The organism is Bacillus sp. S2(2019) (assembly GCF_005144805.1).
GTDB lineage: Bacteria > Bacillota > Bacilli > Bacillales > Bacillaceae > Bacillus > Bacillus altitudinis.
This window is the reverse complement of the sequence record NZ_SWFL01000004.1, coordinates 164,304-187,206: the sequence shown is the minus strand read 5'-3', so window position 1 is coordinate 187,206 and position 22,903 is coordinate 164,304. Positions and strand designations below refer to the sequence as shown.

The 22,903-nt window shown below is 43.0% G+C and carries 21 protein-coding genes; 3 read left to right on the top strand and 18 right to left on the bottom strand.

The annotated features are described in order from the left end of the window. Nucleotides 1-10: 10 nt before the first annotated feature. Nucleotides 11-916, bottom strand: a complete 906-nt coding sequence (locus FBF75_RS15730) for a LysR family transcriptional regulator (RefSeq protein ID WP_060832062.1) — start codon at nt 914-916, stop codon at nt 11-13. Nucleotides 917-1,034: 118 nt separating this feature from the next. Here FBF75_RS15730 and FBF75_RS15725 point away from each other — a divergent pair, with 118 nt between their 5' ends. Beyond that, on the top strand, nt 1,035-1,808 hold the full coding sequence (locus FBF75_RS15725) for a class I SAM-dependent methyltransferase (protein ID WP_035390510.1): 774 nt from the start codon (nt 1,035-1,037) through the stop codon (nt 1,806-1,808). Nucleotides 1,809-2,037: 229 nt separating this feature from the next. Here the strand turns inward: FBF75_RS15725 and FBF75_RS15720 are convergent, their stop codons facing one another. From FBF75_RS15720 to FBF75_RS15700, 5 genes are all read right to left on the bottom strand, one after another. Beyond that, nucleotides 2,038-3,414, bottom strand: a complete 1,377-nt coding sequence (locus FBF75_RS15720; protein ID WP_060832061.1) for an MFS transporter — start codon at nt 3,412-3,414, stop codon at nt 2,038-2,040. A 120-nt stretch (nt 3,415-3,534) separates the two neighbouring features. Next, the gene (locus FBF75_RS15715) at nt 3,535-4,542 is read right to left on the bottom strand and encodes a LacI family DNA-binding transcriptional regulator (RefSeq protein ID WP_098680995.1); all 1,008 of its coding nucleotides are present in this window, start codon (nt 4,540-4,542) and stop codon (nt 3,535-3,537) included. A gap of 77 nt (nt 4,543-4,619) precedes the next feature. Continuing rightward, nucleotides 4,620-5,567: a dihydrodipicolinate synthase family protein gene (locus FBF75_RS15710; protein ID WP_098680994.1), complete on the bottom strand. Its 948-nt coding sequence runs from the start codon at nt 5,565-5,567 to the stop codon at nt 4,620-4,622. Nucleotides 5,568-5,978: 411 nt separating this feature from the next. After that, nucleotides 5,979-6,536, bottom strand: coding sequence for a shikimate kinase (locus FBF75_RS15705; RefSeq protein ID WP_007498270.1), 558 nt, complete (start codon nt 6,534-6,536; stop codon nt 5,979-5,981). A gap of 85 nt (nt 6,537-6,621) precedes the next feature. Then, complete coding sequence (locus tag FBF75_RS15700; RefSeq protein ID WP_017366579.1) at nt 6,622-7,395, bottom strand: IclR family transcriptional regulator; 774 nt, start codon at nt 7,393-7,395, stop codon at nt 6,622-6,624. Between the two features lie 143 nt (nt 7,396-7,538). On the opposite strand from FBF75_RS15700, the gene FBF75_RS15695 reads away from it, so the two are divergent. Further along, the gene (locus FBF75_RS15695) at nt 7,539-8,900 is read left to right on the top strand and encodes a hypothetical protein (RefSeq protein ID WP_098680993.1); all 1,362 of its coding nucleotides are present in this window, start codon (nt 7,539-7,541) and stop codon (nt 8,898-8,900) included. Between the two features lie 241 nt (nt 8,901-9,141). Here FBF75_RS15695 and FBF75_RS15690 read toward each other — a convergent pair whose 3' ends face one another. The 9 genes from FBF75_RS15690 to FBF75_RS15650 form a co-directional block, all read right to left on the bottom strand. Then, a complete protein-coding gene (locus FBF75_RS15690) occupies nt 9,142-10,452 on the bottom strand; it encodes an MFS transporter (protein ID WP_046342583.1) in 1,311 nt (436 codons plus the stop codon). 45 nt (nt 10,453-10,497) lie between these two features. Continuing rightward, nucleotides 10,498-11,700 carry a CaiB/BaiF CoA transferase family protein gene (locus FBF75_RS15685; RefSeq protein WP_046342582.1) on the bottom strand — a complete coding sequence of 401 codons (1,203 nt, stop codon included), beginning with the start codon at nt 11,698-11,700 and terminating at the stop codon, nt 10,498-10,500. Nucleotides 11,701-11,786: 86 nt separating this feature from the next. Beyond that, nucleotides 11,787-12,167, bottom strand: a complete 381-nt coding sequence (locus tag FBF75_RS15680) for a cupin domain-containing protein (protein ID WP_017366575.1) — start codon at nt 12,165-12,167, stop codon at nt 11,787-11,789. 23 nt (nt 12,168-12,190) lie between these two features. After that, the gene (locus FBF75_RS15675; protein WP_060832057.1) at nt 12,191-13,951 is read right to left on the bottom strand and encodes a thiamine pyrophosphate-binding protein; all 1,761 of its coding nucleotides are present in this window, start codon (nt 13,949-13,951) and stop codon (nt 12,191-12,193) included. Between the two features lie 38 nt (nt 13,952-13,989). After that, nucleotides 13,990-14,763: a type I 3-dehydroquinate dehydratase gene (gene aroD / locus FBF75_RS15670; RefSeq protein WP_099496290.1), complete on the bottom strand. Its 774-nt coding sequence runs from the start codon at nt 14,761-14,763 to the stop codon at nt 13,990-13,992. A 9-nt stretch (nt 14,764-14,772) separates the two neighbouring features. Beyond that, on the bottom strand, nt 14,773-16,206 hold the full coding sequence (locus tag FBF75_RS15665; protein WP_136944909.1) for an aldehyde dehydrogenase family protein: 1,434 nt from the start codon (nt 16,204-16,206) through the stop codon (nt 14,773-14,775). After that, nucleotides 16,203-17,060 carry a citryl-CoA lyase gene (locus FBF75_RS15660; protein WP_082114286.1) on the bottom strand — a complete coding sequence of 286 codons (858 nt, stop codon included), beginning with the start codon at nt 17,058-17,060 and terminating at the stop codon, nt 16,203-16,205. The genes FBF75_RS15665 and FBF75_RS15660 overlap by 4 nt, the downstream gene beginning before the upstream one ends. A gap of 324 nt (nt 17,061-17,384) precedes the next feature. Beyond that, on the bottom strand, nt 17,385-18,206 hold the full coding sequence (nadE, locus tag FBF75_RS15655; protein ID WP_007498287.1) for an ammonia-dependent NAD(+) synthetase: 822 nt from the start codon (nt 18,204-18,206) through the stop codon (nt 17,385-17,387). Between the two features lie 195 nt (nt 18,207-18,401). After that, nucleotides 18,402-18,998, bottom strand: coding sequence for a DUF1989 domain-containing protein (locus tag FBF75_RS15650; RefSeq protein ID WP_046527192.1), 597 nt, complete (start codon nt 18,996-18,998; stop codon nt 18,402-18,404). A gap of 83 nt (nt 18,999-19,081) precedes the next feature. On the opposite strand from FBF75_RS15650, the gene FBF75_RS15645 reads away from it, so the two are divergent. Then, nucleotides 19,082-20,431: an amino acid permease gene (locus FBF75_RS15645; RefSeq protein ID WP_081114634.1), complete on the top strand. Its 1,350-nt coding sequence runs from the start codon at nt 19,082-19,084 to the stop codon at nt 20,429-20,431. On the opposite strand, the gene FBF75_RS15640 is transcribed toward FBF75_RS15645, so the two are convergent. The 3 genes from FBF75_RS15640 to FBF75_RS15625 all read right to left on the bottom strand — a co-directional run bounded on the left by FBF75_RS15640 (nt 20,426) and on the right by FBF75_RS15625 (nt 22,822). Then, complete coding sequence (locus FBF75_RS15640; RefSeq protein WP_058214127.1) at nt 20,426-21,184, bottom strand: YqcI/YcgG family protein; 759 nt, start codon at nt 21,182-21,184, stop codon at nt 20,426-20,428. The two genes, FBF75_RS15645 and FBF75_RS15640, sit on opposite strands and share 6 nt — an antisense overlap. A gap of 505 nt (nt 21,185-21,689) precedes the next feature. After that, nucleotides 21,690-22,073 carry a UPF0715 family protein gene (locus tag FBF75_RS15630; protein WP_017358575.1) on the bottom strand — a complete coding sequence of 128 codons (384 nt, stop codon included), beginning with the start codon at nt 22,071-22,073 and terminating at the stop codon, nt 21,690-21,692. 119 nt (nt 22,074-22,192) lie between these two features. After that, nucleotides 22,193-22,822 (bottom strand): LysE family translocator, encoded by a 630-nt coding sequence (locus FBF75_RS15625; protein ID WP_017358576.1) that lies wholly within the window; start codon nt 22,820-22,822, stop codon nt 22,193-22,195. Nucleotides 22,823-22,903 lie beyond the last annotated feature (81 nt).

Sequence of the window (22,903 nt, the reverse complement as noted above, 5' to 3'; positions counted from 1 at the left end):
AAACGTTTGTTTAAGCTTTTCCTTGATTCTGTTGAAGGTCCATGAAGGCTTGAGCGGCTTTCGTTAAATATCTTTCTTCCACATATGCAAACACAAGTGTGCGGGTTGGGCATGAATCAATGTGTAAATAAGTGACTTCTTTCCTTTCCTCTTGTGCCACCATTTTCGGCACCACCGTCACACCTAGCTCATTTTCAACCAATGCCTGAGCTGTTTGAATATGACTTGTTTCAAATGCAATCCTCGGCCGAAAGCCATGATGACGGCACAGTTCCATGACCACTTGCCGAAAGCCATATCCCTCTTTCAGCATAATAAATGGGGCGTTTTCCAGAAGGTGAAACGGGACAGACCCTTCTTGATCCGCTTGATTGATGATTTCATTGAGTTCATCCGTCAACCACGGTTGAGCCGTTTGCGGAATGGCGAGGAGAAGCGGCTCTGTCAGCATTTGTTTTGTTTTCAATGATTCATGCTCGACAGGCAGAGAAAGAATCGCAAGATCCAGTTTCCCAGCGAGTAAACGTCTTTCTAGCTCACGAGGCGATTCTTCTATCAAATGAACGTGAACGTGCGGATACGTTTGACAATAGGTTTTTAATAAACTTGGCAGGACATATCCCCCTGTGACAGCTGGCGCACCGATCTTCAGTTCTTTCCCTACCTCATAAGCAGCTTCCCCCATCTCACGTAACAAATCATCTCGTTCCTTCAAAATGGTCTCTGCTCTTTTGATCAATCGGTTTCCTTGAGGTGTAGGAGTGACTTGTCCATACTTCCGAATAAACAGAGGAGTATCTAATTCCTCCTCAAGTTTTTTAATTTGCTGACTTAATGAGGGCTGTGCAATGTGAAGTTTTTCCGCTGCTTTTGTAAAGCTTTGCTGCCGGTACACTTCCATGACATATTCCATCATTCGTATATCCACTTCTCTCACCTCATAGGTTTTAACTATTCATATCATATCTTTTATGTCTTAGACAAATCACGGGAAGAACCCTACGATAAAGAAACAACAAAAAGGGGGTAAAGGAATGAATCCATATTCAAAAGCCGAGAAACAATTCTCACAAAATGCAGAGAACTACCGAGATTCACCTATCTTTGCAGCTGGAAAAGAACTTGAATGGATGAAAACGGCGGCGAAGGCAAAGGGCGATGAGCATCTACTTGATATCGGCTGCGCGGCAGGTCATACCGTTTTTTCCTTTTCAGACGTCATCTCTAAAGGAATCGGGATTGATGTCACACACAAAATGATCGAGGTTGCTACAGCACTTGCGGATGAGCGCCAGCTGAACCACATTACGTTTGAGCAGGCATCCGCAGACGCATTGCCCTTTTCTGATGCATCATTTGATCTCGTCACATGCCGATTTGCTGCTCATCACTTCCCACATCTCCCGGCAGCCATGTCTGAAATCAGCCGAGTCTTAAAGAAAGGCGGCAAATTTCTACTTGTCGATCATTATGCACCTGAAAACCAAGCACAGGATGACTTTATTAATCATTTAAATAGACTGAGAGATCCATCCCATGTGCGAGAAAGCTCGTTATCAGAATGGAAAGAGCTTTTCGCTGACAACCATCTGACGAAAGAAGATATCCGTTACTGGGATCTGCATATTGATTATCAGGACTGGATTATACGAGGACGTACACCAGAAAATGTTCAAAAGGAAATCGTTGCCCACCTTCATGCTGCAGACGATGAAACGAAACAGCTGTTTCAACTGCAATTCGACGAACATCGTCAGCCAATATCCTTTTGCCTAAAAGCCGCACTACTTCAAGGGATCAAACATTAAACTGATCGAAAAAGTCTACCCTAGCCGGTAGACTTTTATATTATGAATATACATTTACACTATCTGATAGATATTACTTTTCATGTTTATGACAAGGAGTACTGATAATGTTTCTATTATAAGATAATTGCACTGAGGTAGGTTAGGCTTTTTCAAAAGTGTACGTAAATCCTCTGAATAAAAAAAGAACCTACCCTCTTTAGAATAAGTTCTTCACTGCATGCATCACTTACGGTGCAATATCTTCTAATACTTTCTCTCGCGTTTCGATCATTTTAAAAGCAAGAATTGCTCCCACTACAGTCACACTTGCAAAAAGAATAAAAATAGTTGAAACACCTCTCACCTCTAAAATAAAACCTATCATAATAGGAGCGATCGCTGAGGCCAGCCTAAGCCACGCTGTAGCAAATGCCGTACCAATTACCCTCATACGGGTTGGATAGATTTCAGGTGTATATAAATAGAGAAGAACTGTAATGGTCCCCATCATTCCGTAGGCAGCGGACCCTAAATAAATAACGCTTTCTGGAGAATTTGCTCCGCTGATCCATAAAGCCGTTAATAAAGCACCTGTTACGATAAATGCAATGGTTGCCCAGCGCTTCCGTCCTACTTTATCGATCAAAAATGCACAAGCGAATACCCCTATGGTCTGTAAAATATTTGTGAGAGAGGCTGCCCTTAATGAATCTCCAACTGGCAAATTGTAAACCGTATTATAAAGACTCGGTAACCAGTTATTTAATCCATTCGATACAAAGTAGGCAGAAAACCATAGTCCCCATACGATCAATGTTCTTTTACGATAAAAAGTAGAAAAGAGCTCTTTCCAGTCGCCTTTTTCAGTGCTGCTGGACACTTGCTTTGCAACAGGCATTCGTTTGTCCGTACTAGCTTCAATCTCTTCAATGATTCTTTCGGCTTCATCTAACCTGCCTTTTGAAATAAGCCATCTTGGAGATTCACGCAACATGAAAAAGAAGACAAAGACGATTAAACCGCCAATTCCACCAATCAAGAACATCCATTTCCACCCAAAACTAGGTACAACAAATGCACCAATTTGAGCTGAGATCATTAATCCTAATGGAAAAATCATCTCATAGAGCATAAAAAATCTCCCTCTGCCTTGGGCCCGGGACAACTCATTGATATATGAGGCCGCTACTGGCACTTCTCCTCCTACTCCAATCCCCTGTATAAAACGAAAAATAAAAAGGGCCATAAAGTTACCTGAAAATACACATGCGATACTCATAATAGACATGAGAAATACAGTCCACTTTGCACTAAATACACGGCCACGTCTTTCTGCTAACCATCCAAAGAAAATAGCACCAATCGCTTGTCCGATATAACCAGACCCAATAAGAAGACCAATTTGAGCAGGTGATAAATTCCACATGCCGATGAGAACTGGGAGAACAAACGCTAAAGATAGCGCATCAAAAGCATCAAAAAAGGTAGCAGATCCCATAATGATACGAGGTTTTAAATGCCATCTCGAAAAAGGTACACTTTCCATCCTAGTCAATAGTTGTGAAGCTCTATCAACAACTTGCTCATCATGAGAATTTGAATTTCCGCTGAGTTCTAACGTCATGATATCTCCTCCTTAATAGAGGAAATGATGCAAAAGTACATGCTGATGAGCACAAAAGAAATCGCTTACATTTTAAATGAAGAGACATTCTAAAGCGATCATATGAGTTTTCAGCATCTATCATTTCTTTTTTGGCGTTCCCGTGGTGCCACGATCTACATAGTACATCGGGAAGATATGTTCCATCTTCTCTAACTGTTCTCCTTCTAATAACTGCGTTAGTAAAGAAACCGCTTTTCTTCCCATTCCAACTAAATCAACATGAACAGAAGATAAAGAAGGGGTTAGAAAACTTGCAATGGGCACATCATCAGCACCAACGACAGACAAATCATGAGGTATTGACACATTTGCGATATCTGCCGCTTTCATGACCCCTATCGCCAAAAAATCTGAAGAGCAAACAACTCCAGTCATGTGCTGGTTTCCTTGGAGAAATTGAGAAACCACTTCTACTACTTTTCCCCCATCAAATTCATCTAACTCAAACACAAGCTCTTTGTTCATTGTTAATCCTAAACTTTTCAGTGTACGCTCATACCCCTTGTAATACCTCACACTATGCATCGAACTCATTGGACCATTGACCAGTCCAATGGTTCGATGACCTTTATCAAATAAGGACGTGACAGATTGGCACACACCTTCTTCATCATCAGGCCTGACACATGGAAATGGAGAATCCTCTAAGTAACTTCCGACAACGATAATGGGAATAGCTAAACTTTTTAACCAATCCATGCTCAATTCTTCATTTCTTGGAGAAAATAAAATGGCACCATCTACAGCCTGCGTTTCAAGTAATCGCTGCTGCTGTACAGATGTAAATGACATCAACATATTGAATTCAGTCTCATCTAATTCCTTCGCTATCCCATCTAAAATCGTCGAAAAAAATGGATTATTCAAAATATATGAACCACGCGGAACCACGACAGCAATATTGCCAGTCTTTCTTTTAACGAGCCCTCTAGCTCCTAAATTAGGACGATAGCCTAATTCATCAATCACTTGTTTAATTCTTTCAGCCGTTTGAGCACCTACTCCTGGTTTGCCACTTAATACTCGGGAAACAGAGGCGATAGATACTCCAGCTTTCAATGCGACATCTTTAATACTTACTGACACATTTCATACCTCCGGGAGTCTGTTGTTTTATACTCTATTATAACCTGACTCACCTTCATCATGAAATCAATGGTCTGTTATTTACTAACGTTTTCCTTAAGTAAACCAACACTTTGAAGGCCCTGACGAATCTCTTCTTTTTCCTTTTGAGTTAAAGGTAATACTGGCTTCCTCGCAAGCGAACTGCTGATCAAACCTCGCTGGAACATCGCTTCCTTCATTCGCAGATGAGAGGTAGAGGAAGGTTCATCCATTTTATACACAGCATGCTTTAATTCAAAGATTCTATCGTACACTTTATTAGCCGCTACAAGGTCTTGTTCTTCCACACATTTCACAAGCTCAGCAATCAAATCTGGTACAAAACAGCCGAAACCTACAAGCGCCCCATCAATTCCTTGAACTAATGTTGGCAATAAATATTCATCGTGACATGTGAGCAACGATACATCTGGTGCATGCTTTTTCAGTGCGCGCACATCGACTTCATATTGCGCCATGTCTCTTTGACCGATTTTAAATGAGACAACGTTTGGAATCTCCGACATTTCTAATAATTGACTGGTTGTATAAGAGGTTTTTGTCCATGTTGGATACTGATGGACGATGATTGAAATGTCAATTGCTTCTGCAACATCTTTAAAGAATTGGACAGGTGACTCAGGCTGCATACCGAATCTCAGCCATGAATGTGGCGGCATAAGAAGAATACCTTCTCCACCAGCTTCCTCCACTGCTTTTGCATGCTGGATCGCTTCAATTGTCCCTTCAGCTGAAACCCCAGAAATGACAGGAATTTCTCCCTTTAATTCGTCGGCTGCAATACGCACAGCTTCAGCTCGTTCATGTGGCAGCAAAGTCATAATCTCGCCAGTATGTCCATTGACAACGATCCCATTAATCCCTTCGTGCCCCGCCACCCAGCGAACAAGCTTACGAAAAGCAGGTTCATCAATTGAATAGTCATCTTTAAAAGGAATTAAGACTGCCGGGAATACACCGCTCCATTTTTTTTTATTTTTCATCAACAAATTCCTCCCCATCCGTTATAGTAAACGTTTACGGTAAGCGTTTACGTTAATAATCATAGAATGATATAACCGAAGGTGTCAACCAGATTTTTAAAAATTATAATAATTCAAAAAACTATTATTGGAATTTAGATACTATTTTATTTTTTCAAAAAAAGAAAATGAGAGATATATTTCGTTTCCCACATCAATCAAATAACCTCATCATCTTGACCTAGTTGTAGTCTAATCACCACTTTTTTCAAACGGCTAGACACACCACATAAAGGATGCATACATTTTGATATAGTGACGAAGGAAAAAACATCTTTTCTTCTTTTTTTCATCCATCATCCAACTTAGACTGTGATTTCTTTGACTACTCCTGATCTAATAGAAAAAGTCTACCCCATAGGATAGACTTTTTTATTTCGAATATAGATCCCAGCCAAGCTTGAGTGTGTCGACAATATAATTGGCGACTTCTTCAGCTTCTAGATGATCTGTTTCCACTCTTGAGTTATGAAGGGAATAAATTTCCCGGCGCTCTTCAAACAGCTCTTTCATCTCGTCAAGCGTGCGGTTATGAAGAACAGGACGGTTTTCAATTAAAATATCCAGCCGCTGCTTCCAATTCTCCCAAGATAGGTCAAGGAAAAGAACCGTACAATGCTTTAAGCAAGATCGTTTGATTTCTTCCTGTTTAAACGCACCGCCTCCAAGAGACACGATCTTTAGCTGAGTATGTTCACATAAATCGACGATATAGTCCTTTTCAGCCTGCCTGAAGAACGCTTCTCCTTTTTGCTGAAACATTTCTGGAATCGTCATGTTGTACTTTTTCTCAATCTCCTGATCAACATCAATAAAATCTCTATATAACTTTTTGGCAACCAGCTGCCCAATGGTTGTTTTCCCAACGCCCATAAAGCCAATGAGGACAATATTTCGCTGTCTCACAGGAATCTCTCTATTGTTTTTCATGTTCGTGACACGTCCTCCTTACGACAAGGAATGCTACATAATGTTTCTATTATATGATAAATGGGCTGAGAAAAGATAGGCATTCTTAAAAATTGTGTTTGACGACGTAACCGAGCTGTTCGGAGAGCTTCTCGGCATGCTCTTTCACTTTTTGCTGCAGCTGAGGGATGACATCTTCAGTAAATCGTTGGGTCGGTCCAGATATGGATAAACATGCCTGCACCTCCCCATGAATGTTAAAGATCGGTGCCGCCACTGCCGCCGATCCGACTTCCCGTTCATCAATACTGCAAGCGGTATGCGTTTCAAGAATATGCCGACATTCTTTTTGCCATTCCTCCATCGTCATGTGATCAGCCTCAGACGCGAAAACTTGCTGTTGAAACTCTTCGCTTTGGAAAGCAAGCAGCACCTTTCCACCAGCACCAGCGTATAACGGCAGCTTCTCACCGATTTTCACAAGATGCCGAATCGATTGCAGCCCTTCGGCTTGTTCAATACATACCCTGCTTTTGTGATCGAGCACATACAGGTTGACGGTTTCCTTTGTTTCATCACGAAGTGTGTACATGAGCGGTTTTGCCAGTTCCCTCAATTTGATGGACTTCCCAGCAATATAACCGAGAAGATAAAGTCTTTGACCGAGCCGGTACTTCATTGTCTCTTGGTTCTTTTCCACAAAATGATTCATTTCAAGTGCCTTGAGCAGTCTCGTTGTGGTAGACATTGCTAAGTTCATCTCTTTTGAAATGTCCGTTAGCGTCAACTCTTGACGTTCTTCGCTAAAGCAAGAAAGAATATCCAAAGCGCGCTGAACGGTACGCAATCCTGATTCTTCTTTTGACTTCTTATCAGCCATGTTCACTTTCTCCTTTTCCCCTTTGATTTCTTATCGACATGATTGACCAATTTTGCTATAATCCATTTTAAATGTTCCATTAAAAGAAAACAAATTCCACTGTACGGAATAAAACCAATAGATGTTTTGATGGAGGAGATATCATGATCTACCTGCTACTTTTCACACTTCTTATTAGCTTATACATCGTTCATCAACTATTCCCTGCTCCCATTCTCTCCTATTTGGTTGGTCTGCTGGCGGCTACTTCGCTCACCATTTCCTTTAAGAAGGCCAATGGACTTTATTTGAAAACGGGTGCTATGTTTCTCTTGATTGGATTGGTGTTATTTTTCTGGTCAGAACAGCCTTTGCATACGCTTTTTCTTCATTTTCATTCCATGCTAGGCTTGCTTTCTTTATTTTTCATGTTGCCATTTATTCATTCTCTCATACATGTTGGACATTTCGATACTCAATTAAATAAACTGCTTACCTTACATACAACAAGTACAAATCAGCTTTATCGCAAGAGTTCATTTGTCACTCATGTTCTTGGCATGTTTTTAAATATCGCAACGATTCCCTTATTATATACATCCTTGAAACCGTCGCTGAACGCCCTTCAGGAACAAGTCAAACAGCACCTTTATACGCGCAATCTTTTAAGGTCATATGCGCTATGTCTTAGCTGGAGTCCTGTCGAAGTACTGGTGAGTGTCACCATTGATGCAACCAAATTGAAATATTATCAGATTGCACCCGTTACGTTTTGTTTAATGGTGCTTGTGCTGTTGACGGATTGGTTGCTGTTTTCTCGTCAAAGCAAACGATTGCCGCATATCATCCAGCCGGCGGAAGCTCACTCCAACCCTCATCGCATCAAGAGAAAAACCATTCAGCTTGCTTTCATGCTGCTCAGTTTTATGACAGTCGTTTCGCTTGTTGACGCCTGGATTGGGAAAGGTTATCTGTTCGCTGTTGTGCTGACGATTATTCCTTTCGCTCTATTATTCTCGTCTATCATCAAAAAACGAAAACAATATGTAGCTGTCTCTATTCCCCATTGGAAAGAACGAACCCGCCAGCTCTCCAATTATATGTGTCTATTTTTAAGCGCGGGCTTCTTTGTCGATATGCTACTTGTCACAAACAGCCTGCAGCCGATTCAAGCATTTATCGTCAGTATATCAGATCATGCCATTTGGGTTTATGGGGTCATCGGGCTGTATTTTCTCATCACCGCTCTTTGCGGTTTTCACCCGCTCGTTTCGCTTGCTCTCTTAGTGAGCTTGATGGCACCTGTCATTCATGAACTGCCTGCCCTTCCCATCGCAATCATGCTCATTATCGCTGGAACCTCAACGGTCATGTTTAGCCCATATAATGTATCTGTCTCCCTATTAGCCGATTTGATGAAGGTCAACCCTTACCGAATCACTCGATGGAATATCTGGTTTGCTGGTTTTTATATCAGCATGGGTATCGCATGTGCAACGATCATCACCGTCATCTTTTATTCATAGAAAAAGAGAACCCAATGAGTTCTCTTTTAAGATTGTTGACAAAGGGCTAAAATGAACTTGATTTTAGCCCTTTGTCTTCTTTTCAGCGTGATAGAAAACCTTTGCAGCCTAGGAAGGACGAGCATCGGCGCGGAGCGAATTTGACATTCGTGAGCACCGAAGCGCAGGACTGACACCGAATGCGAGGGTTTGTCTACACGCTGAAAGAGAACCCAATAAGTTCTCTTTTTCTTACTCTCTATTATTTTAATTGAATCCGTTCAATCTTACCTACAATAAAGATATACGACAACGCTCCGCCTAATGCCACTAGGCTGACGAATAAAATACCGCCGTTGTAAGAGCCTGTCGCCGATACAATGAATCCGATGATCAGCGGGGTGATGATGCCGGATAAGTTAGCAAAAAAGTTGAATACGCCGCCAGCCAGCCCGACCATTTCTCTTGGTGCCACCTCAGACAGCATGGTCCAGGAGATATTAGACAGTCCTTGCGCAAAGGACGCGATGGATAAAATAGTCAGCACAAGCGGGATATTCGTTGTAAAATTCGCTAAAACAATGGTACTTGTCAGAAGCAGACCGACCACAACCGGCAGCTTTCTTGCTACATTGACCGATACACCCTTTTTAAGCAGCCAGTCAGACACATAGCCTCCAAACAGCACCCCAAAGAATGCAGCAATGTATGGCAGGGATGCCGCAAAACCCACTTTGAGAAAGGCCATATTTTTCGCCTCTGCTAAATAGGTCGGAAACCATGTTAAAAAGAAAAAGAGGGTAGACGCAACAGAAAATTGACCAATATAGAGTCCAATCAATTTACGATATTTTAAAAGTGCGGCAAAGTCTGCCCATTTCAATTTCTCCTGTGATGCCACAGTCAGTCCTTCGCCTTGACGGATCAATTCTAACTCATCTTCATTGATCTTCGGATGCTCTTTCGGTTCGTGATAAAACTTGTACCAAAAGAAAGCAAATATAATACCGAGCGCACCAGCAGTGATAAAGACGGTTCTCCAATCGAAAGTTGTCATGATCCAAAAAAGAAGAGGTGTCGCAAATGCAAGCCCCACATACTCTCCAGCGGTATAAACCCCTGTTGCAAATGCGCGTTCCCGCCTTGGAAACCATGTGGTCACAATGCGATTATTCGCAGGAAATGCGGGAGATTCTGTAATTCCGATAAACAAACGGCAGCCAAATAAGAAGGCAAAGCTGTTCGCAAACGCCTGTAAACCGGTGAAAATAGACCAAGTCACAAGTGATATTCCATACGTTACCTTTGATCCAAACTTATCAAGAATAAAGCCGCCAGGGATCTGCATGGCTGTATAGGTCCAGCTAAATGCTGAAAAGATGAGGCCTAATAAGGCAGGGTTTAATTGCAATGAAGACTGAATCGCAGGTGCAACAATGGATACACTGGCTCGATCAATATAGTTAATAGCGGTAATAAAAAACAACAGAATCAAGATGCCGAAACGAGCTTTTGTTGGTTTCACATAAGCAGGCCGCAAGTCGTTCCCCTTCAGTTCTGAATGCACTTTCATAACCATCCTCCTTTGTTTCCGCAGCGTGCGGATCGGTTGAGTGTCTTAAATGACCCCTTTTTCTTCTAACTGTTTACACTCTTCTTCTGTGAAGCCAAGCATTTTCGTTAAAATGTCATAATTATGTTCACCTAAATCAGGCGCAATATGGCGAATACGGCCGGGGGTTTTTTCAAACTTCGGAATGATCCCAGGCACCTTCACTTTTCCAAGACGCGGATGATGCACCTCGACAATATTTTCTCGTGCTTTAAATTGCGGATGCTCAAAGATATCCCGAATGCTTAGAATCGGACTCACAGGCACACCATGTGTATCTAGAATGTCTAGGACGTCATCTCTTGTTCTGGACGCAATCCACTGCGAGACGATCGCATCCATTTCATCGTTATGCTTCAGCCTAGCTGCATTCACAGAGAATTTCTCGTTCTCTAGTAAATCTAAGCGATTCATCGCCTCTGCCAATCGATTAAAGGTCGAATCTGTACTCGTCACAAGAACCAAATAATGCCCATCCTTTGTCTCATAGGTGCCGGCAGGGCTTGAATGACCGCTTAACCCTGGTGAACGCTCACGCACCTTCCCTAGCTTGTCATATTCAGCAACCAAAAACTCTAACATGCGGAACACAGATTCATAGAGAGCCAAATCCACCATTTGCCCAGTTCCTTCTGAATGAGTGTCACGGTAATACATCGCTGTCACAGTGGCAAACGCCACATAGATTCCTGCGATATAATCCGTAAGGGAAAAGGACGGGCTGACTGGATGCCGATCTGGAAACCCTTGAATATATGTAAAGCCGCTAAACGCCGTCGCAGGTGTACCAAACCCCGCCTTGTCCTTAAATGGACCGGTTTGCCCATAACCCGAAACACGAATCATAATTAAACGAGGGTTGATTTCTTTTAATACATCGTACCCAACGTCCCATTTTTCAAGTGTTCCTGGACGAAAATTTTCAATGATCACATCAACCTGCGCTGCCAGCTTTTTAAAAATGTCTTTTGCTTCTTCTTTGTGCAAATCGAGTGTAAGAGATTTCTTATTCCTTGAAAGCCCTGACCACCTCAAAGGTTCACCATCTGCAAAAGGACCAACATGCCGCAGTGTATCCCCTTTTCCAGGAATCTCGACTTTAATGACCTCTGCACCGAAATCCCCTAGAAGCACCGCGCCGTATGGTGCAGCAATCATCGTAGAAACATCTAATATTTTGATTCCTTCAAGCGGTGTATTCTTATTCATTGCTTGACTCCCTTTCGTTCAATTGATAAAGGGCTAAAATGCTTTCTATTTTAGCCCCTTTTCTTCTTTCTCTCGTGCAAGGTTTTTTAGTCCTTCGGAAGCTGCCCTTGCGGTGTATAGAGCCAAATCAGCCATAAAGGTTCGTCCCCTGTGTTTACATGCTGATGCGGGACACCATCAGGAATAAACATAAAGTCATTTTGCTTAAATGATTGTCTTTCTCCATCGCAAATGACTTCGCCGGACCCTTTAATCACATAATCAAATTCCTCTGAACCCGGGTGATTGTGTACCGAGCTTGCTTCGCCCGGCTCAAAAATAGTGAGTCCTGCCATCATATGCTCTGACCCTACGGTATCTGGTGTGATCGTTTGAAACACTTTCCGAATCATTTTCTCTTCTGGATGATCTAAACCTAACCATAATGGATGACCGTCTTGAAATGGATTTAATACTTTAATTTTCATTGTTTATTCCTCCCTAGTCATGTTTAGTTCACACTGACATGTGAACGTTTTGTATTTGGTGAATAAATATCATTAATGTTCCAATGTCCATCAGTAGGCACTGGATCATTTTTCATCGCTACATCAATGACACATGGTTCCTGAGAAGCAATCGCTTCAGCCAAAGCTTCTTTGAATTCAGAAGCCGCTGTAATTTTGATCCCCTTCATCCCATAACCTCTCGCAATGGCTGCAAAATCAGGCGAATAGCTTTCTCCATCTTTTCTAAAAACAGTGCCGTATGTCGTTTCATAGTGTGCCATTTGCAAGCCGGCGATCGTCCCAAACGCACTATTGTTCATCACAATCCACACGACAGGAATGTTTTCTTCCATGGCTGTTGCGAGAACAGATGGATTTTGACCGAATCCGCCGTCCCCAACAAGTGATACAACGACACGGTCAGGCTGGGCAATCTTTGCTCCAAGTGCAGCGGGAGCGCCAAATCCCATCGTCGCAAAACCACCTGGGGTTAAAATAGTGCCTGGCGTGTATACAGGAAATTGCTGTCCGACCCCATTTTTATTCCAGCCAACATCGGTTGTAATGAAAGCATCCGGCGGCAATACTTCTCGCACTTCCTGCAAAATACGCTGTGGTTTCATTGGGAAAGACTCGTCTTGAATATTCGTCAAATTGCTCTTCTGAAATTCCTCACGATATGCCGCAATGTCCTTTTTCAATTCAGGGCGATCCAGACCTTCTGGCAGTCTTTCTTTCGCCACACGATTAAGTACAGTCAACGCCTGCTTGAGATCTGCTACCGCTCCAATTTCCACAGGATAATTTCGGCCAATTTCATTCGGATCAATGTCAATATGAATGAGCTTGGTTGATTGGAAATTGAACGTATACTCCGATTCCCACGAACTCGCATCTGCTTCAGCAAAACGGGTGCCTAAAGCCAATATATAGTCCGCTGCTTTACACTGATCATTGATAAATTTCGTCCCCCAAAACCCTGTCATGCCAAGGGTCATTGGATGATCATCCGGCATCGCCCCTTTCCCCATCAAAGAATGGGCAACAGGGATGCTCAAATGGTCAGAAAATGCCTTTAACTCTTCTGCTGCATCGGCTAGTAAAATGCCTCCCCCTACATATAAGAGCGGTTTGTCTGCCTGCAGCAATCGATCTAATATCCGATTCGCTGTTTGATCATCAATAGATGGTTTTTCAACGGTTTGTGTATGATGAGCGATTTGTTCAAATAACGACACATCTAAGTCTTTTGAGAACACATCCATCGGAACTGAAATTAGGACTGGCCCAGGGCGGCCGCTTTCAGCTAACTGAAACGCTTTTGATAAAATTTCTGGAAATAATTCTGGAATGTCGACTCGCCATGCTCTTTTCACAAATGGGCGATAAATTTCGTATTGAGAAGCATCGGAATGAAGATTGATTTCTTGGTGTGGGTGCTTTCCGTAGTAATGACTTGGAACATCTCCTGCAATGACAACCATTGGAATGGAATCGAGTGCGGCATTCGCTACGCCTGTTGCCGCATTGGTGAGTCCAGGACCTAAGTGACTGAGCACAACAGCCGTCTGTTTTTTCGCTCGTGCATAACCGTCTGCTGCATGCGCCGCTATCTGTTCATGTCTAACATTCACAAATTGAATACGGCTTTTTTCTAGGGCTGATAAAAAAGCAATATTCGTATGACCGCACAGACCGAAGATATGCTCAACTCCTCGATTTTCTAAATACTGAATGACCTGTGTAGATATATTCTTCTTCATGTTTCTCTCCTCTCACGGTGCAGCTATGAATCTGCTACTCACTGATTCTTTGAAAACACAATCGATAGAACGGTATTCAAATCCTGTATCGCAACTTGTCCAGGTGCTGAGCTTTCTTTCCCTACAGCAAAGGTCATGACAGACCCAAAGAGTCCACCTACCATTCTTGTGAAGGCGCCATATTCCCCCATCGCCATCGAAATAACGGGGATGGACAGATGCTTTTTCGCCTTGCCTGTCGCAGAAAGTAGTGTCAATGCATCCTCATAGGAATGCGGCATGACGGCGATCTTTGCAATGTCGGCACCGACCGATTCTGCATTGGTGAATAGTTCCACGAGCCGATCCGCCTCCGGGGTACGCTGGAAATCGTGGTACGACACAATCAAGATGACCCCGTTTCTCTTAGCCGCCTGACTGACTTGCTGGATATGCGAGACATCATGCATTAATTCAAAATCAACGGCAGCCACAAGCTGAGTGGCACAAAGCTCGACAAGCAGGGAAACCTTTTCATCCTCTGAGAGTGAGATGCGTTCGCCGCCCTCTTTTTCAGAACGAATGGTGAATAAAAATGGGATGCTACCTGCCTTTTCAATCATCCCTTTCAGGGTGGTGATGACTTGTTCCTTGTCATTGAGGTGATTGAAAAAATCTGCTCGCCACTCTATCACATCAGGCTTTTTATCAGCTAACACCTCAACTTCAAGAAACAATTCTTCCTTTGTTTGTCCAATGAGCGGCGTACAAATCATCGGCTGACCGCCTGTCTGCGCACTTTTCACCTTTTGCTGAAAGACATTCACATCCATCTGCCCCCTTTATAGCCCATTTGGCAGCACAACCATTTTGGTTTCGGTCATCTCCTCGATGGCGAAACGCGGGCCTTCCCTTCCAATACCGCTTCGTTTAATCCCGCCATATGGCCAGTGATCTAGTCTGAAATTCGATGTCCCATTGATGACTACGCCGCCAGTTTCAAGCTCTTTTGCTGCGTGTAACGCAACATCCAGCTGATTCGTAAAGACGCCTGCCTGCAAACCATATCGACTATCGTTTGCTTCTTTGATTGCCTCATCCAGCTCCTCATATGGGAGAATGCTGACAACTGGACCGAACACTTCTTCACAGACGACCTTGGCTTGTTTTGGCGGGTTTAGCAAAATAGCCGGTGTGATGCTTGCGCCATTTCGTTGTCCTCCATATAGAAGCTCGGCACCCATTTTCTCTGCCTCTCGTATCCATGCCTCCACACGTTTTGCTGCCTGTACATCAACCATACAGCCGATATCACTTTCACTAGACAGCGGATCTCCAACGACGAGCTGTTCTACTTTTTGTTTAAGTGTCTCAGTAAATGTCGACAAAATTTGCTTGTGAACATAAATTCTTTGAACAGAAATACAGCTTTGACCAGAGTTGCTAAAGCCCGTTTTGGCGCAAAGAGATGCGGCTTGCTCGATATCTGTATCATGATGAACAATCGTCGCTCCATTTCCTCCGAGTTCCAGCAGTACCTTTTTTAATCCAGCAGAGTTTGAAATATGTTCTCCGCCCACCGCACCGCCAGTAAAAGAAACAAGATTGGTTCTTTCATCCGTGACTAACTGTCTGCCGGCGTCTACTCCCCCAATCACAAGCTGCAGGCTCTTTTCAGGAAACCCTGCTTCAAGCAGGAGCTTAACAAACGCTGTGGCAACAGCTGATGTTTGCGGTGCTGGTTTTAAAATAATGGCATTCCCTGCCGCAAAAGCTGGACCGATTTTGTGGCAAATTAAGTTGAGAGGCGCATTAAAAGGCGTAATCGCCAGCACAACCCCAACCGGCACTTTAAATGTCATCGCCATTGCTCTCTGTCCACGAGAAGATACATTGCCAGGAATAGTCTCACCGATTAGTCGATTGGCTTCTTCAGCTGACTGTGCGAGCGTTTCAATTGATCGTGAGACTTCATCTCTTGTATTTTTAAGCGGTTTGCCTAATTCTAAAGAAATGAGTTTTGCAAAATGCTCTTTTTGTTCTTCCAATAAAGCGGCTGCCTTTGTTAGAAGCGTTGAGCGTTCTAATGCTGATATTGCCGCTATTTGTTTTTTAGCTTGCTGCGCAATAGAAAGCGCTTGTTCTATATCTTCTGAGGATGCAAGATAGGATGTACCAATCATTTCCCCAGAGTATGGATTGATGATATCTTCTTTGCCATGGTTTGCATCCAGCCATTCGCCGTTTATATATGACAACGCTTTCAATTCACTCAAATCCTCTCACCCTCCTTCAAGTGACGCGTCCCGACCCCCGCATAACGAACAAGTCTTTCTTCATTCGGACAAGGGCCTTTCACTAGGGCACCTTTTGTCAGCTCTTCATATGCATGCGCCACGATGCCCATTCCTCTGGATAAGGAAAAGATGCCTTTTGCCGCTTCAGCTGGAATGCTTAATTCACATTGGATCGCAGCAGATACACCATCTATATTCATCGTGATTTTTTTCCCTTTTAATTGTTCAAGTTCATGCCTAATCGCCTCAGCTAACCGTAAGTACGTTCCGCTGATATCACCTTGCTGCACATATGTTTGACTCAGCTCATACAGCCGTCTCACTCTCGGATCATCGTCATGCAGCTGATGACCGATCCCCGGAATTTTTTCCTTGCGGGCTAACCACGTCTGACATACTTGCTTTGCAGCAGACTTGATATCCTTGTGTTCATCGTAGGCTGCTTTGGCGTCGTATAACATACGCATCGCCTTTTCACCAGCTCCGCCATGAATATCACCTAATAGATTCACCCCTGTTGCAACAGAAGAATTAAACGAAATGCCGCATGTAACCGCCATTCTTGCCGCTGCAATAGACGGTGCTCTTGGCCCATGATCCGCACCTGCGACAAGAACACTTTCAAAAAGAGCTGCCTTCGAATCATCTAGTAATTCACCAACAAGCAGTAGATAAAGCATTTGTGGATACGATAATTGACCAATAAGCTCTTCAATTGGATAGCCCCGAAGTTCAATTGAATTTTTTTGAATATGACTAATCTCAGTCTCCCACCAAGCGCCTCCTTCTTTGTATATTTCCAGTGCACTTCGATTTTTCATTGTGTGAATCATTCCTTTAGCCACTTATTTGGAGATGAACGACTCCTTATATTCCGTCTAGTGGAATTCAATTTCACTTTTTGGAATGTGTTTTTATTGTAAGCGCATTCGTTTTTATCGTCAATCATTTTTTCTGAAAATACTGTCTTTTGATGAGAAATTAAGTGAATCGAACTAATTATTTCACCACTTATTCTTCAATTCATCCTTTATTTAGTCAAACAGACTTATGTATATCGTTCTACTAATTAATGAACCATTTTCGATTCATTCTGTCAAATTCAGCTGAAATTTGACATAAAAAGACCCCTCCATCTTCTGGAGAGGTCACTTATTTTATTTCCACCAGTCATCAAACATAGAAGCTGGTACTTGACGTTTATGTTCTGATTGAACATAGCGTTTTTCAATCGCTTCTGCTGCTTGATCTGAAACTGGTTTTCCTTCTAAGTAATCATCAATTTCATTGTACGTAATACCAAGTTCTGTTTCATCCGTTTGCTGAGGCTTGTCATCCAGCAGATCGGCTGTCGGTTTCTTTAAGTATAATCGCTCCGGCGCCTGAAGAGTCTCAAGCAACAACCGTCCTTGGCGTTTCGTTAAACCTGTGAGCGGAAGGACATCTGCACCGCCATCACCATACTTCGTGAAAAAGCCCGTCACAGCTTCAGCTGCATGATCCGTTCCAATGACAAGTAAGCCTTCCTGTCCACCGACAGCATACTGTGCGATCATTCTCATGCGTGCTTTGACGTTCCCTTTATTAAAATCAGACAGCGCACCGCCTGTTTCCTTTTGATATTGTTCACTGAATGCCGTCACGGCAGGCGCGATGTCATATTTCCAAGACTTGTCCGGCTGAATAAATGATAGAGCCAGTTGCGCATCATCTTCATCTTGCTGCGTGCCATGCGGAAGACGGACTGCAATAAAGACAGCATCCTCTTTTCCTTCTTGACGAAGCTCACTTACAGCGAGCTGAGCGAGACGGCCGGCAAGCGTTGAATCCTGTCCGCCGCTAATACCAAGAACGAATCCTTTTGCACCGGTCTTTTTCAAGTAAGCCTTTAGAAATCCAACCCGTTTTTCGATCTCCTGCTTTGGGTCAATTGAGGGCTGCACATGCAACTCTTGGCTGATTTTTTTCTGCAAACTCATACACTTTTCCTCCTAAGCATCCTCTACATGAAGAGAACAGGTTTTACTTCCATTTCAATTGATTTACCTACGATTTTAGCCACTTTATTATATCATGTTTTGAAAAAAGATATTTTTTAGACGTTCCCCTTTTTCTTAAATGATCAAACATTCACAAACGAAATAGACCAAGTCTCTTTGACTGGTCTTTCCTTTTCAATCAATCTCCACCCGGATGGATGTACAGCTTGAGCCATTGCATTTTCCAATGTCAGCAGGACATGCAGACACCGCGACGATAAGGTCCATTTCTGCACGCAGACGAATGTAATCACCAGGGAGCGATTTTGGTAGCTCGACAGACAGTTTTCCTTTCTCATCAATGACTGTATTCATAAACGCATTAAAAGGATAATACATATCCTCCTTTGGAATCCCGAATGGCTCAAAAGCCGTTCTGAGATTATCGTAGCATGTATGCATGACCTCTAGGTGCGTACGCCCATATAAGAGCTGATACATTTCTTGCCGGCATGCAGGCATATATAAATCATGACATTCAACTGTATCTTCGATGACCGTAAACATTGGTTTATATAAATTAGAATATAGCTGATCTCCCTTTTTCACCTTGGAAGAGAACAGGCTGTCCATTGTAGCGCCTTGATCAAATTTTTCATAAAAATCCTTTTCATGATAGGCCATCACGTCTGCTACTTGCTGCCCTTCGACATCAACCACTCGAATACATTGTCCTTTTCCTAACCGAAAGCCAAATCCATCCTTTGGTAAAATCACGTATTCTCCATTCATCACATGCACTCCTTTCCATGTTGACAGTATGCCCAAAACGTCCTCTTGATCATGTATAAAAAAAAAGAGGCGGTCACAAGCTAATGCTATTGAATCGGAAAGGTGTTGCACACAAATTGAAAGAAGAACAATCTTTATCTTGGTGGCAGCTTTCTCTTATCGGAGTCGGCTGTACAATCGGCACTGGTTTCTTCCTTGGTTCCAGCATCGCCATTACAAAATCCGGTTATTCCGTCTGCATTTCATTTTTGCTTGCGGCAGTCGGCACATATCTCGTCTTTAAACACCTGGCTGCGATGACAGCCGAGAACCCAGATAAGGGATCATTTTGTTCCTATGCCCGAAAAGCCTATGGGCGCTGGGCGGGATTTAGTAATGGCTGGGTGTATTGGTTTTCAGAAATGCTCATCACAGGGAGTCAGCTGACGGCGATTTCTCTTTTTACTCGTCACTGGTTTCCATCCATTCCACTTTGGGTATTTTCAGCGATTTATTCCGCTCTTGCCCTGCTTGTGATTATCATTGGGCTTTCTTCTTTTCAAAAGACGGAAAATGTCCTTGCCGTGCTGAAGACCGGGGCGATCCTATTGTTTGTCGTCCTTGCCGTTCTTGTTTTATGCGGCATTCTCACAGAGCATAGGCCCACCCTCCACCTGCCAAATAAAGACCATGAATGGATGCCGCTCGGCCCGCTCGGTCTATGGAATGGGCTGATTTATGCGTTTTATGCTTTCGGGGGAATTGAAGTCATGGGGCTGATGGCGGTTCATTTAAAAGACCCGAAGGACGCCGCAAAATCTGGACGTGTGATGCTGATCATTCTTGCTGTCATTTATATCGTCTCCATCGGACTTGCGCTTTTGCTTGTGCCAGTGACAGCCTTTAACGAGAATAGCAGTCCATTCATTACATCACTAGAACCATTTCATTTATCGATTTTTCTTCATATCTTTAATGGCATTTTCATTATTGCTGGGTTTTCCACATTGGTTGCCTCCCTCTATGCAGTCACGACACTGCTTGGCACGATGTCGGAACATCAGGATGCACCTGCTTGTTTTAAACAAAAAGAACCATCTCATGTTAGATGGTCTTCAATTCTTTTAACTGCTGCAGGGTTGATTGTCTCGATTTTGCTGGCACTCTTTTTGTCCAAACACATATATGAGCATCTCACAACAGCAGCCGGCTTAACTCTTTTATACACATGGGTGTTTATTCTGCTTTCGAGCAAAAAGCTGTCAAAGCCATCCACTCGCCAAACGTGCGAAATGGTTCTTGCCCTGATCTTAATCGGTGCCGCCGTTTCAGGCACTCTGACAGAGGCAAGCGGACGACCCGGCTTTTTTATAAGCATTGGGATCATCGCCGTGATTGGCATCATGGTACTCTTTATGAGAAAAAAGTGGAAACAGGATCAGGCAGCATCATAATTTCATCATGTTTTTTAAAGCAGTAAATGGGCATTTGGCGGAGGCTGGTTTCTCCGCCTCTTCATCTGGGAGAAAATATTGCTTCCATTCATGATTTGTTGGATCACCGTACCATTTTAACGATGGATGGACGTCAACTTGATCATATGCTTTGAGCCGCTTGCGAACGAGCTGGCTCATTTTTTGTCCAAACTTGGTCGATCCATTCAATTTTTCGAACACCCATCTGGGCTGAAATGCCATCATGACATATGGAAAGTGGCGGCTCTTTCTGAGCTTATGAGCTGGTGTTGAACACAGAATAAAATAAGCCTCGCCATGAAAACAGTACTCCCATTCATGGTGATGAGGGTCCAGTGGAATCTCCGCTGGCCATGGCAATTCATCCTTTTGATGTAACCGTTGAAGCAATGACCAGAACTGCTGCTCAAATTCTTCAATTGGGCTTTCCTTTAAATCCTGCGGAGTTTCAAAAAAGCAGATAAATGAAGCGTATTGACCAGTTTGTTTAGCGCAGCCTTGATATTCTTTTAGCAGCTCTGCTAACTCATTCACTGCCCCGTCTTCCCGCAGATCACCGACAAATCCATAGCGTAAATGATCGAGAAAAAATCCTTGTCTGCCTGGTACACACGGAAATGTATCTGCCTCATCCCCTACCATCTCTCCAAACTGTGTGAAGGCATCCTGCTTCCATTCTTCGAGTGATCGTAGATTTTGATCAAGGCAACTTTTTGCATACAGCTGAGCCATTTTCTTCCACCTCGTTTTAGCGTCTTCTCCATAGCCTATGAGGAGGAAAAAGCTGTGGTGACTGTCCTTCAACGACTTTCACTGGACATTCACAAGGTGATTGATTTGCCGGATGAGGCAGGAATTCACTTCCATTTATCTAATCATGTATGAGTATGCTTCTGCATATCATCATTTAGCCGCCTCTATCTAATAGAGTTGGTCATTATAAAAGAAATGGGTGAATGACATGCGTCTTCTTTTTCTCCATCCGATGTATCTGATCTTATTTACACTACCAGTGATGGCTTTCCTTTGGGGATTTGTTGGTTATCTGCTATATAAACGGATATGGCCTGTCCTCATATTAACGTCCGTGATCTCGATGATTTTCATCTTCGCTTATACTGGATTTGACCTTAGCAATCTATACTGGGTCCTTCTGATGACGGCTCTTGCTTTTGTATCAAGCGGACTCTCGAAGGTCATACACGTTCATTTTCAAGAGAAAAAACGGGAAAAGCCTTTATGATTGTTTCTTCTTTAAAAAGACGGAATCAAGCAGCCAATAAACGAAGGCCGCACAAAAGCTAAATAGATAGACTTTATAGCTAATGAAGACGACAACACCATAATCAATCCATAAAGCAAGCGCCGTACAAACCACCCACGCCCCGATAAAATAAACCAATAAATCACGGCGTCGAAACTTCTCAGGATGACGGTGTAAAACCATTTGGATAGGTGTAGCAAATAGGACATAAGCGATCAAAATGAAAAGACTGGTGACCTCCACATAACTGAATCTGGATTCAGGTGGGTCAAACAACATGGTATAAACAAATGTCGCTGTGATCACAGACAACATCAGCATACACACATAGTTGAATGCTGGCAGGAACATACGCATGGCAAAAACTCCTTCAATTTTATGTATCTTCCATCATTATTGAAGAGTGTCTTATTTCTGTCAAATAAGAAAAAGGGCTAAAATGATTTAGATTTTAGCCCTTTTTCTTATCAACCATTCTATCCAATGAGCGCCATGATCCCTTGATATCCAAAATAGGCACCGAAGCCAAGTAAAGAGAGACCTGCCAGAACGGATAAGCCGTGCAAAATTCGTTCATTTAAATACCGTCTAAACGTACTGGCGAGTAGCGCCATACAGAAATCCCATAAGAGCATGCCGATAAAAATAGCCATGCTGTACATCAGCATTTGAGATGCTCCATACTTTTCAATCGTATTGGCCAAAATACTTCCATAAATTCCAAGCCAAAATAAAATACTAAGCGGATTGGAAAGAGAAATAAAAAATCCCGTCATGAACGAATGCCCGATCGATGTGTTTCCTCCATCCTTCTTTGGGCTTTCCTGCAAATTGATTTTACGAAGGCTTTCAATACCGGTATAGGTCAGAACGAAAAAGCCGAACAGCCACAAAAAGGTTTTCACAAGAGGTGCAGTCAAAAGCTGGGCGACACCAAAATAGATGAGGAGCATATAGACAATATCCGCAGCCATAGCCCCCACACCAAAAATCCAAGCGTGCCAAAATCCACTTTTAATCCCTCTGTCGATTTGGGCTGCATTGACTGGCCCAACAGGCGCTGAAAGTGACAACCCTAAAAAGATATAACCAAAAAACACCGCCACATAGACGTCCTCCTTTTGATGCTGACTTGTACATGTTATTCACGCTTTCGTTGTTTTAGTACAAGTCCTTCGTCACCTTTT